This is a genomic window from Hydrogenophaga sp., assembly GCF_048549895.1.
Lineage (GTDB): Bacteria > Pseudomonadota > Gammaproteobacteria > Burkholderiales > Burkholderiaceae_C > Hydrogenophaga.
Window position 1 is genome coordinate 1 of record NZ_JBLYYB010000084.1, and the last position, 11,788, is coordinate 11,788.

The window sequence follows — 11,788 nt, forward strand, 5'->3', positions numbered from 1 at the left end:
AGTCGCGCCACGGAATGTTTCTCCATGAACTCGCTCATGTCGATGCGCACCAGGTGGTCTTCGCTGTCGAACAGGAAACCGGCCAGCGCCTTGCACAGCTCGGTCTTGCCCACGCCGGTGGGGCCGAGGAACAAGAAGGAGCCGGTGGGGCGGTTCGGATCGGAGAGGCCCGAGCGCGAGCGGCGGATGGCGTTGGCCACCGCGCCGATGGCCTCGTCCTGGCCCACCACGCGCTCGTGCAGCTTGCCTTCCATCAGCAGCAGCTTGTCGCGCTCGCCTTGCATGAGCTTGCTCACCGGAATGCCGGTGGCGCGTGCGACCACCTCGGCGATCTCCTCGGCGCCCACCTGTGTGCGCAGCAGCTGCGGGCGACCGTTGCCGTCCTTGTTCTGCGCCTTGCCCGACTCGACGGCCTGCGCGTCCTTCAGGCGTTTTTCCAGTTCGGGCAGCTTGCCGTACTGCAGCTCGGCGACCTTGTTGAAGTCGCCCTTGTCGGTGAAGGTCTTGATCTGGGAGCGGATGCGGTCCATCTCTTCCATCACGTCCTTGGAGCCCAGCGCGGCGGCCTTCTCGGCCTTCCAGATTTCGTCGTAGTCGGAGATTTCCTTCTCCAGCCGGGCTATCTCTTCCTCGATCAGGCCGAAGCGCTTCTGCGAGGCTTCGTCCTTCTCGCGGCGCACGGCCTCGCGCTCGATCTGCAACTGGATCAGGCGGCGGTCGAGCCGGTCCATCACCTCGGGCTTGGAGTCGAGTTCGATCTTGATCTTGGACGCGGCCTCGTCGATCAGGTCGATCGCCTTGTCGGGCAGGAAGCGGTCGGTGATGTAGCGGTGGCTGAGTTCGGCCGCGGCCACGATGGCCGGGTCGGTGATCTGCACGCCGTGGTGCACCTCGTATTTTTCCTGCAGGCCGCGCAGGATGGCGATGGTCGCCTCCACGCTGGGCTCACCCACCAGGATCTTCTGGAAGCGGCGCTCCAGCGCGGCGTCCTTCTCGATGTACTTGCGGTACTCGTCGAGCGTGGTCGCGCCCACGCAGTGCAGCTCGCCGCGCGCCAGCGCCGGCTTGAGCATGTTGCCCGCGTCCATCGCGCCTTCGGCTTTGCCCGCGCCCACCATGGTATGCAGCTCGTCGATGAAGACGATGGTCTGGCCCTCGTCCTTCGCGAGCTCGTTCAGCACGGTCTTGAGACGTTCCTCGAACTCGCCGCGGAACTTGGCGCCCGCCAGCAGCGCGGCCATGTCCAGGCTGAGCACGCGCTTGCCCTTGAGCGAATCGGGCACCTCGCCGGCCACGATGCGCTGCGCCAGGCCTTCAACGATGGCGGTCTTGCCCACGCCGGGTTCGCCGATGAGCACCGGGTTGTTCTTGGTGCGGCGCTGCAGCACCTGGATGGCGCGGCGGATCTCGTCGTCGCGGCCGATCACCGGGTCGAGCTTGCCCAGGCGGGCGCGCTCGGTGAGGTCCAACGTGTATTTCTTGAGCGCCTCGCGCTGGCCTTCGGCCTCGGGGCTGTCCATCTTCTGCCCACCGCGCACCGTGGTGATGGCGGATTCCAGGCTCTTGCGGTTCAGACCGTTCTCGTTCGCGATGCGGCCGAGCTCACCCTTGCTGTCGGCCACGGCGAGCAGGAACAGCTCGCTCGCGACGAACTGGTCGCCGCGCTTGATGGCCTCCTTCTCGGTGGCCTGCAGCAGCTTGGCCAGCTCCTGGCCCACCTGCACCTGGTCCTGCCCCTGCACCTCGGGCAGGCGCTTCATGGCCGCTTCGGCGGCCTTGGCCAGGCCGGGCACGTTGACGCCGGCGCGCTGCAGCAGCGACTGCGGGCCATCGGCCTGGCGCAGCAAGGCCAGCAGCAGGTGGACGGGTTCGATGTAGGCGTGGTCGGCGCCGAGCGCCAGCGTCTGGGCTTCGCTCAGGGCTTCCTGGAACTTGGTGGTGAGTTTGTCGAGGCGCATGAAAGTGCTCTCCGGATGATCAGATTGCTGGTCAAGTGGCGCTGCTGGCGCGTTTTTCAAGCCTGTCGTGCAGGGTGCACCTGCTGACGGTCCACCGACTTGATCCAGATCAATTCACCACCGGGGGGCGAGCGCCCGCGGGCGCAAGGCTCAGCTGTTGCTGACCGAAATACCCCAGCGCGCCAGCGCCGCGTCATCGCTCACGCGGGCATCGACCCAGCGCGCGCCTTCGGGCGTCTGCTCTTTTTTCCAGAACGGCGCCTGGGTCTTCAGGTAGTCCATGAGGAACTCGCAGGCCTGGAAACTCTGGCCACGGTGGGCCGAGGTCACGGCCACCAGAACGATCTGGTCCAGCGGCTGCAGCAGACCCACCCGGTGGATCACGCGCGCGCCAAAGATGTTGAAGCGCTTGTGCGCCTCGTCGATCATGGCTTCGATGGACTTCTCGGTCATGCCCGGGTAGTGCTCCAGCTCCATGGTGCTGATGCTCTGGCCGTCGTTGCGGTCGCGCACGGTGCCGATGAAACTGCAGACCGCACCCACGCCTTTCTCGGATTCGCGCAGTCGCGCGACTTCGGTGCTGAGGTCGAAGTCGTCGGTCTGGATGCTGACGCGGGCGGTCATGTCAGCCTCCCGTGACGGGGGGAAAGAAGCCGACCTCGGCGCCTTCGGTGAGCGCAGCGGCCTCATCGCTCATGGTCTGGTTCAAGGCCACGCGCACCGATTTGCCGGGCGCCAGCGCATCGGCGTAAGCACCACCCCGCGCCACCAGCTCGGCACGCAAATCGGCCAGCGTGCCGGCCTGCGTGTCGAGCGACTCGCTGCCGGTGCCCAGGGCCTCACGGATGGAAGCGAAAAAACGCAGTTGGACTTTCATGCGAGCAGATCGGCAAAAGAAATGAAGGACACCGGATCGCCATGGGCGATGGTGCTGCCAGCCGGGTTGTCGACCAGCCCATCGGCCCACACGGTCGAGGTGAGCACACCCGAGCTCTGGTTGGGAAACAGATCGAGTCCCCCCACAGCGTTGCGCCGCACGCGCAAAAATTCGCGGCGCTTGTCGGCCTTGGCCCATGCGAAGTGCGCGGGCACCGTGGTGGCTTTGAGCGCCGTCGGTTCGACGCCTTGCAAGCGCAACAGGAAGGGTCGCACCAGCAGCAGGAAGGTCACAAAGCTGGACACCGGGTTGCCCGGCAAACCGATGAAATGGCAGGGCTCCCCGGCTGCAGGGCCGGCACCAGCGTCGCGCTTCACGGTGCCGTAGGCAAACGGCTTGCCCGGCTTCATGGCAATCTGCCACAGGGCCAGACTACCCAGCTGCTGCACGGCCGGTTTGATGTGGTCTTCTTCACCCACCGACACGCCGCCGCTGGTGAGAATGAGGTCGTGGTGGTCGGCCGCCGTCTTGAGCGCGGCCAGCGTGGCTTCGCGCCGGTCGGGCACGATGCCCAGGTCGCTCACCTCGCAGCCCATGCGCTGCAACAGCGCGCGCAGGAAAAAGCGGTTGGAGTTGTAGATGGCGCCGGGCTTCATGGCCTCGGGCGGCACCTCACCCGGCATCACGAGTTCGTCACCGGTGGAGAACAGCGCCACGCGCGGACGCGCCACCACGCTCAGGTGCGCCAGACCCAGGCTCGCGGCCAAGCCCAGGCTCGCGGGCGAGAGACGCTCGCCCTTCGCCAGCACCACGGCGCCTCGCGTCACGTCCTCGCCCGCGCGCCGGACCCATTGACCGGGCTGCGGCAAGCTCTGGACATGCACGGCATGAAGGTCGCCGCCCACCTCGATGGTGTCTTCCTGCATCACCACCGCGTCGGCTCCGGCAGGCATGGGCGCGCCGGTGAAGATGCGTGCACAGGTGCCGGGTTCCAGTGGCTCGCCCGCGTGGCCGGCGGCAATGCGTTGCGTCACGGCCAGCACCTGGCCGGCTTCGGTCACGTCGGCCGCGCGCAAGGCGTAGCCGTCCATGGACGAGTTGTCGTTGGGTGGCACCTGCAGCGCCGACACCAGGTCTTGCGCGAGCACCCGGCCATCTGCTTCGAAGGTGGTGACGGTCTCGACGCCGGTCAAGAGGTGCGCGTGGGCCAGCACGTCGACCATCGCATCGTCCAGCGACATCAGGGGAGCGAGAGCGGGTAGAGAGGTGGACTGGGTCATGGCAAGCTGGGCGGGGTACGGTATTCAAACCGCTGTTCATTGTCGACCAACCACGCGGCCACGTCATCGGCAGCGTTCAAATCCAGCACGGGGCAATGGGCGGTCACCGGCAGCGCATCGGCGTCATCGGTGGCGATGGCCACGATGTGCGGGTCGTCCGGGAAACGCAGCGGTTTTCCGTGGGTCTTGCGCCAGACCTCGACCTTGGGCAGGTTGCTCTGCTTGAAGCCTTCCACCAGCACCCAGTCCACATCGGCACGCAACTGGGCGATGAGGTCGTGCACCGAGTGCTCCGCAATGGCTTCGAGTTCGCGCATGAGCACCAGCCGTCTGGGCGATGCAGCCAGCACCTCGAAGGCGCCAGCCTCGCGGTGGCGCCAGGTGTCTTTGCCCGGGTGGTCGATGTCGAATCTGTGGTGCGCGTGCTTGACCACGGACACGCGTTGGCCGCGCAGCTTGAGCGCGGGGATCAACTGTTCCACCAGCGTGGTTTTTCCCGATCCCGAGAAACCGGCGAATCCAACGACCTTCATGCGCGGGCGCAATGCTCGGCCACCAAGGCCTGCACGGCAGCCGTGCTCGCAGGCATCACGCGCACGCGCTTGGGCAGTTCTTCAATGCCGTCGAACTGCGGCGGGCGGTGCGGCTGCTGCCCCAACGCCTCCACAATGGTCTCGGCAAACTTGATCGGCAGTGCTGTTTCCAGAACGATCATGGGAACAGCAGGGTCACGGTGCTCGCGCGCCACCTTCACACCGTCGGCGGTGTGGGTGTCGATCATCGTGCCGTGGCGTTTGAAAACATCTCGGATGGTGTCCAGACGGTTCTCGTGCGTGCTCTTGCCACTGAGGAAGCCGTAGCGGGCGGCGGCGTCGGCAAAGGCCGGGTCGGCGCTCAGATCGAAGCGGCCTTCGCGCGCCAGCGCATCACCAAACAGTGCCTTGACGCGCGCACCGTCGCGGCCCAGCAGGTCGAACACAAAGCGCTCGAAATTGCTCGCCTTGGAAATGTCCATCGACGGGCTGGAGGTTTCGTGCGTGTCGGCGCTGATGCGCACACGGTACACACCGGTGCGGAAAAACTCGTCGAGCACGTCGTTTTCGTTGGTGGCGACCACCAGTTCCGCGATCGGCAGGCCCATCTGCCGCGCCACGTGGCCAGCGCAGACGTTGCCGAAGTTGCCGCTGGGCACGGTGAAGGAGACGCGCTCGGTCTCTTTTGTGGTCGCTTGGAAGTAGCCCGCGAAGTAGTAAACCACCTGGGCGAGCAGACGCGCCCAGTTGATCGAGTTGACGGTGCCTATTCTGTGCTCGCGCTTGAACGCCAGGTCGTTGCTGACGTTCTTGACGATGTCCTGGCAGTCGTCGAACACACCTTCAATGGCGATGTTGTGGATGTTCTGGTCCATCAGGCTGAACATCTGCGCCTGCTGGAACGGGCTCATGCGACCGTGCGGGCTGAGCATGAACACGCGAACGCCCTTTTTGCCGCGCATGGCGTATTCGGCCGCGCTGCCGGTGTCGCCCGAGGTGGCGCCCAGGATGTTGAGTTCTTCACCACGGCGCGCCAGCTCGTACTCGAACAGGTGGCCCAGCAACTGCATGGCCATGTCCTTGAAGGCCAGCGTGGGGCCGTTGGACAGGGCTTCCAGATAGAACCCGGATTCGAGCTTCTTCAGCGGCACGATCTGCGGCGTACCGTACACCGCTTCGGTGTAGGTCTTCTCGCACAGCGCGCGCAGGTCGGCGGCGGGGATGTCGTCGATGTAGAGCGACAGCACTTCGAACGCGAGTGCCGCGTACCCACCCGCCGCGCCTTGGTTGAACACCTGCCGCCAGCGGGCCAACGTGGCGGCATCGACCTGCGGATAGCGCTCGGGCAGGTACAGGCCGCCATCGGGCGCCAGGCCTTCGAGCAGGATCTCGCAGAAGTGCTTGCGCGCCGGGTCGCCGCGCGTGGACAGGTACAACATCAGTTCAGCTCTTCCTTGCGGATGCGCACGATGGGGGCGAGCACGGTCGGCAGCTTTTGCAGCTGCGCAAGCGCATCGTTCATGGTGCCTTCGCGGGTGTTGTGCGTGAGGATGATCAGGTCGGTGGACGTGCCACCCTCGCCGCTCACCTCGTCGGCCTCGCGCTGGAGCACCGCGTCGATGCTGATGCCGGATTTGGCCAACAGGCCCGTCACTTCGGCCAGCACACCCGCCTCGTCGGCCACGCGCAGGCGCAGGTAGTAGCTCGTGACCACCTCGCTCATGGGCAGCACGCGCAGGTCGCTCATGGCATCGGGCTGGAAGGCCAGATGCGGCACGCGGTGGTGCGGGTCGGCGGTGTGCAGGCGGGTGATGTCCACCAGATCGGCGATCACCGCACTGGCGGTGGGCTCACTGCCGGCGCCCTTGCCGTAGTACAGCGTGGTGCCCACGGCGTCGCCCTGCACCACCACCGCGTTCATCGCGCCTTCCACGTTGGCGATCAGCCGCTTGGACGGCACCAGGCTCGGGTGCACGCGCAGCTCGATGCCCTGGGCCGTGCGTTTCGTGATGCCCAGCAGCTTGATTCGGTAGCCGAGTTGTTCGGCGTACTTGATGTCGGTCGCGCCGAGTTGCGTGATGCCTTCCACGTAGGCCTTGTCGAACTGCACCGGGATGCCGAAAGCGATCGCGCTCATCAGCGTGACCTTGTGCGCCGCGTCCACGCCCTCGATGTCGAAGGTCGGGTCGGCCTCGGCGTAGCCCAGGCGCTGCGCTTCCTTGAGCACGACGGCAAAGTCCAGGCCTTTGTCGCGCATCTCGGAGAGGATGAAGTTGGTCGTGCCGTTGATGATGCCGGCGATCCACTGGATGCTGTTGGCCGTCAAGCCCTCGCGCAGCGCCTTGATGATGGGAATGCCACCGGCCACCGCCGCTTCAAACGCTACCATCACGCCCTTGGCCGAAGCCGCAGCAAAGATCTCGGTGCCGTGCACCGCCAGCAGCGCCTTGTTGGCCGTGACCACGTGTTTGCCCGCGGCAATGGCTTCCATCACCAGTGCCTTGGCAATGCCGTAGCCGCCGATGAGCTCGATCACGATGTCGATGTCGGGATTGGCGATGATGGCACGCGCGTCGTTCACCACTTTCACGTCCGGGCCCACTATGGCCTGCGCGCGCGCGGTGTCGAGGTCGGCCACCATGGTGATTTCAATGCCGCGACCGGCGCGCCGGCGGATCTCTTCCTGGTTGCGCTGCAACACGTTGAACGTGCCGCTGCCCACGGTGCCTATGCCCAGAAGGCCTACTTGGATCGGTTTCATGTCGGTCATGGTTGGGTGCAAAAAAATCAGGTGCCGTGGCGTTTTCGCCAGCCTTCAAAGAACCGGGCAACGCGGTTGATGGCTTCGCGCAGGTCGTCTTCGTGCGGCAGGAACACGATGCGGAAATGCTGGTTGTCGGGGTAGTTGAAGCCCGAGCCCTGCACCAACATCACGCGCGTCTCCTGCAGCAGTTCCAGGAACATCTGCTGGTCGTCCTCGATGGGGTACATCTTCGGGTCGAGCTTGGGAAACATATAGAGCGCGGCCGACGGCTTGACGCAGCTCACACCCGGAATGGCGGTGATCAGCTCGTGGGCGAGATCGCGCTGGCGGCGCAGCCGGCCGCCTTCGCCCACCAGGTCGTTGATGCTCTGGTAGCCGCCGAGCGCCGTTTGAATCGCCCACTGGCCCGGCACGTTGGCGCACAGGCGCATGTTCGAGAGCATGTTCAAGCCCTCGATGTAATCCTTGGCGGGTTTCTTGTCGCCCGAAACGATGAGCCAGCCCGCGCGATAACCGCACGAGCGATAGCTCTTGGAGAGCGAGTTGAAGGTCAGCGTGAGCACGTCGTCCGACAGACTGGCAATCGCCGTGTGCTTGACGCCGTCGTACAGCACCTTGTCATAAACCTCGTCGGCAAAGATCACCAGGCCGTGTTCGCGCGCGATGGCCACGATGGCCTTGAGCAACTCGTCGGAGTACAGCGCGCCGGTCGGGTTGTTGGGGTTGATGACCACGATGCCCTTGGTGGCCGGCGTGATCTTGCGGCGGATGTCGTCCAAGTCGGGCATCCAGCCGTTGGACTCGTCGCACATGTAGTGCACCGGCGTGCCGCCGGACAGGCTGACAGCGGCGGTCCACAACGGGTAGTCGGGCGCGGGCAGCAGCAGCTCGTCGCCGTCGTCCAGCAGCGCGTTGGTGGCCATCACGATCAATTCGCTCGCGCCGTTGCCAAGGTAAATGTCGTCCAGCGTCACGCCCTTGATGCCTTGCGTCTGCGTCTCGTGCATCACCGCCTTGCGCGCGCCGAAAATGCCCTTGCTGTCCGAGTAACCCGCCGAGTTTGGCAGGTTGCGGATCATGTCCTGCTGGATCTCCTCGGGCGCATCGAAACCAAACACCGCCAGGTTGCCGATGTTCAGGCGAATGATCTTGTGACCCTCGTCTTCCATCTTGCGCGCGGCGTCCATGATGGGCCCGCGAATGTCGTAGCACACGTTGGCCAGCTTGGCGGATTTCTGGATGGTCTTCAAAGTCGCTCCCTGGGAGTTCTGGGGTCGTGCGGCGCGGTGTTCCCGGTGCGTTGCACCGGGCGTTATATTCGGTCTCGCCTGCAGGGAAAACCTGCAATTTGACCACAGTTCCGCACCCCGCCAGATCGGCCACCGCCCCATGAAACTGCACTCCGACAAGCTGGATATCCAGTCCATCACCGGCTATGGCGAAGGCTGGATCGCAGTGAACGGGCAGCGCCACACCCACAGTCTCGTGCTCACGCCCAAAGCGGCGCTGTTGCCGTGGCCCTGCGCCCGTTTTGAGTTGCTGGAAGCTTCGCACTTCGACCTGCTGGTCGAGCAATCTACCGAACCGCCGGAACTCGTCGTGTTCGGCAGCGGCGCCCGGTTGCGTTTCGCGCCACCGGCTTTGTTGCGGGGTCTGATGGCCCGGCGCATTGGTGTTGAAACCATGGACACAGCAGCCGCCTGCCGCACCTACAACATCCTCGCGGGTGAAGGCCGGCGTGTGGTGGCGGCTTTGCTGCTGGAGACCTGAAGCGCCGGCCGACGCCGGGGGCCGCCAGCATGACGGACGGACCCAATCAGGGTAAAATAGCCGATTGTTTCCTGCCACGGGTCCCATTGCTGCAACGCAGGGCTCGCCGTGAAACAGCCGGGAAGCCAACGCATCACCACCAACTTACGTCAGGGGTCCACGCAGTATGGCAGTCGTTGTCAATAAACCCATTCCCGAATTCGAATCGATGGCCACCGGCGGCATCAAGGTCAGCAACCAGACACATCTGGGCCAGACCATCGTGCTGTACTTCTACCCCAAGGACAACACACCCGGCTGCACCACCGAAGCCATGCAGTTTCGCGACAAATACAAGGACTTCGTGAAAGCCGGCGCCCAGGTGTTCGGCGTGTCGCGCGACAACATGAAGTCACATGATGACTTCAAGACCAAGCTCGAACTCCCCTTCGAACTGATTGCAGACACAGAAGAAAAAATGTGCCACATGTTCGGTGTGGTCAAGAACAAGATCATGTACGGCAAGAAGGTCAAGGGCATCGAGCGCAGCACCTTCCTGATCGGTCCCGACGGTGTGCTGAAACAGGAATGGCGCGGCTTGAAGGTGCCCGGCCATGTGGAAGACGTGCTCAAGGCCGTCAAGACGCTCAAAAAAGCCGCCTGAACTGCGCTCGACGGGCTGGGCTCCCGGCCCGAGAGGAACACGTCACGGGACTCATGCATAATGATTTCATGACGCCGGGAAGCCTCTCAGCCCCACCCCTTCTGCCCACTCCAAGCAGACTCCAAAGCCGCCCGGTCACCCCGGCGGCTTTTTGTTTTCCAGCCTCGCGCTGAACACACAAGCCCACATGCCACTGCCCCCCGCCCCCTCCAAACGCGCCGCCCTCCTCTCACCCGAGGCCTACAGCCTCAAAGCTGCCGAAGAGCCCTTCGAGCTGGAAGCTGCTGCGTCACCCGTTGCGCCCGCGCCCGCTGCCCAACCGGCACGCCTGGCCGAGGCAGCAGCGATGACACCGCCTCCCGCCGCCAAAACCGCTGGCCGTGCAGGCGGCCGCGGTCGCAAGCCTGCTGCCGCAGCAACCCCCGTGGTGGCCGAGCGCGCGGAAACCGCACCCGTGCTGCAAAAAGCCACGACGCCTGTTGTTCCCGCACCGAGAAGCCCGCAGGCGGCGCAGGTCACCCCGTCGGCGGGCAGCCGACGCCGCACCGCAGGCAAGGCCGGCAACGGCCCTGCCAGGCTCTTCGTGCTGGACACCAACGTGCTGCTGCACGACCCGATGAGCCTGTTCCGCTTTGAGGAGCACGACATCTTCCTGCCCATGATCGTGCTCGAAGAGCTCGATGGGCACAAAAAGGGCATGACCGAGGTGGCGCGCAACGGCCGCCAGACCAGCCGCACGCTGGACGCCCTGGTGGCGCAGCAAGGTGGCGACATGACCAAGGGCCTCAAGCTCTCGGCCACCGGTCACCACGGCGCGCGCGGCCTGTTGTTCTTCCAGACCGAGCCGCTGGAAAGCAACCTGCCCTCCAGCCTGCCGCAGGGCAAAGCCGACAACCAGATCCTTGGGGTCGTGCATTCGCTGCGCCAACGCCATCCCGAGCGCGAAGTGATCCTGGTGTCCAAAGACATCAACATGCGGGTGAAAGCCCGTGCGTTGGGCCTGGCCGCCGAGGACTACCAGAACGACAAGACGCTGGACGACGGCGAGTTGTTGTACGCCGGTGCGCTGGCGCTGCCGCAGGATTTCTGGACGCGCCAGAGCAAAACCATCGAGAGCTGGCAGAGCGGCAGCCACACCTTCTACCGCGTCAGCGGCCCGGCGGTGGGGCAGTTCTACATCAACCAGTTTGTGTACTTTGAAGCGCCGGGCGAGCCCTCGTTGTATGCCCGCGTGACCGAGATCCGCGACAAAACCGCGGTGCTCAAGACGCTCAAGGACTACACCCACCTGAAAAACGCGGTGTGGGGCGTGACCAGCCGCAACCGTGAACAAAACTTTGCGCTCAACCTGCTGATGGACCCGGAGATCGACTTCGTCACGCTGGCCGGCACAGCCGGCACCGGCAAGACGCTGATGGCCCTGGCCAGCGGTCTCACGCAGGTGCTCGACGACCGCCGTTACACCGAGATCATCATGACCCGCGCCACCGTGAGCGTGGGCGAGGACATCGGTTTCCTACCCGGCACCGAAGAGGAAAAAATGGGCCCGTGGATGGGCGCACTCGACGACAACCTGGAATTCCTGGCCAAGGGCGATGGCGGCAACGCGGGCGAATGGGGTCGCGCGGCCACCAATGAGCTCATCCGCAGCCGCATCAAGGTCAAGAGCATGAACTTCATGCGCGGTCGCACCTTCATGAACAAGTACGTGATCATCGACGAGGCGCAGAACCTGACGCCCAAACAGATGAAAACGCTGATCACGCGCGCGGGTCCGGGCACCAAGATCATCTGCATGGGCAACCTGGCGCAGATCGACACGCCCTACCTCACCGAAGGCTCGTCGGGTTTGACGTTCGCGGTGGACCGCTTCAAGGGATGGCCGCACGGTGGGCACATCACGTTGGCACGTGGTGAACGCTCGCGTCTGGCAGACTTTGCTTCTGAAGTGCTGTGAACCGAT

General features: G+C 64.7%; 11 protein-coding genes. 3 read left to right on the forward strand and 8 right to left on the reverse strand.

All coding sequences use genetic code 11. The annotated features are described in order from the left end of the window. The 8 genes from ACN4F8_RS09235 to ACN4F8_RS09270 all read right to left on the reverse strand — a co-directional run. Positions 1–1,958, reverse strand: a 1,958-nt coding sequence (locus tag ACN4F8_RS09235) for a Clp protease N-terminal domain-containing protein (protein WP_419473307.1), incomplete at its 3' end; no start/stop codon positions are given. Positions 1,959–2,108: 150 nt separating this feature from the next. After that, complete coding sequence (locus tag ACN4F8_RS09240) at positions 2,109–2,582, reverse strand: molybdenum cofactor biosynthesis protein MoaE (RefSeq protein ID WP_419473308.1); 474 nt, start codon at positions 2,580–2,582, stop codon at positions 2,109–2,111. Position 2,583: 1 nt separating this feature from the next. Then, positions 2,584–2,835 carry a MoaD/ThiS family protein gene (locus tag ACN4F8_RS09245; protein ID WP_419473309.1) on the reverse strand — a complete coding sequence of 84 codons (252 nt, stop codon included), beginning with the start codon at positions 2,833–2,835 and terminating at the stop codon, positions 2,584–2,586. Next, entirely contained in the window at positions 2,832–4,115 is a 1,284-nt protein-coding gene (gene glp, locus ACN4F8_RS09250) for a gephyrin-like molybdotransferase Glp (RefSeq protein WP_419473310.1), read from the reverse strand. Before glp ends, ACN4F8_RS09245 begins: the two co-directional genes overlap by 4 nt. After that, a complete protein-coding gene (gene mobB, locus ACN4F8_RS09255; RefSeq protein WP_419473311.1) occupies positions 4,112–4,648 on the reverse strand; it encodes a molybdopterin-guanine dinucleotide biosynthesis protein B in 537 nt (178 codons plus the stop codon). Before mobB ends, glp begins: the two co-directional genes overlap by 4 nt. Beyond that, positions 4,645–6,087: a threonine synthase gene (thrC, locus tag ACN4F8_RS09260; RefSeq protein WP_419473312.1), complete on the reverse strand. Its 1,443-nt coding sequence runs from the start codon at positions 6,085–6,087 to the stop codon at positions 4,645–4,647. Before thrC ends, mobB begins: the two co-directional genes overlap by 4 nt. Further along, the gene (locus tag ACN4F8_RS09265) at positions 6,087–7,409 is read right to left on the reverse strand and encodes a homoserine dehydrogenase (RefSeq protein WP_419473313.1); all 1,323 of its coding nucleotides are present in this window, start codon (positions 7,407–7,409) and stop codon (positions 6,087–6,089) included. The genes thrC and ACN4F8_RS09265 overlap by 1 nt, the downstream gene beginning before the upstream one ends. A gap of 26 nt (positions 7,410–7,435) precedes the next feature. Further along, entirely contained in the window at positions 7,436–8,662 is a 1,227-nt protein-coding gene (locus tag ACN4F8_RS09270) for a pyridoxal phosphate-dependent aminotransferase (protein WP_419473314.1), read from the reverse strand. A gap of 139 nt (positions 8,663–8,801) precedes the next feature. Between ACN4F8_RS09270 and ACN4F8_RS09275 the strand changes: the two genes are divergently transcribed. The 3 genes from ACN4F8_RS09275 to ACN4F8_RS09285 all read left to right on the forward strand — a co-directional run bounded on the left by ACN4F8_RS09275 (position 8,802) and on the right by ACN4F8_RS09285 (position 11,782). Next, positions 8,802–9,182 carry an Mth938-like domain-containing protein gene (locus tag ACN4F8_RS09275; RefSeq protein WP_419473315.1) on the forward strand — a complete coding sequence of 127 codons (381 nt, stop codon included), beginning with the start codon at positions 8,802–8,804 and terminating at the stop codon, positions 9,180–9,182. 166 nt (positions 9,183–9,348) lie between these two features. Further along, on the forward strand, positions 9,349–9,825 hold the full coding sequence (locus tag ACN4F8_RS09280) for a peroxiredoxin (protein ID WP_056276841.1): 477 nt from the start codon (positions 9,349–9,351) through the stop codon (positions 9,823–9,825). A 187-nt stretch (positions 9,826–10,012) separates the two neighbouring features. Further along, on the forward strand, positions 10,013–11,782 hold the full coding sequence (locus ACN4F8_RS09285) for a PhoH family protein (RefSeq protein ID WP_419473316.1): 1,770 nt from the start codon (positions 10,013–10,015) through the stop codon (positions 11,780–11,782). The last annotated feature ends 6 nt before the right edge of the window (positions 11,783–11,788 follow it).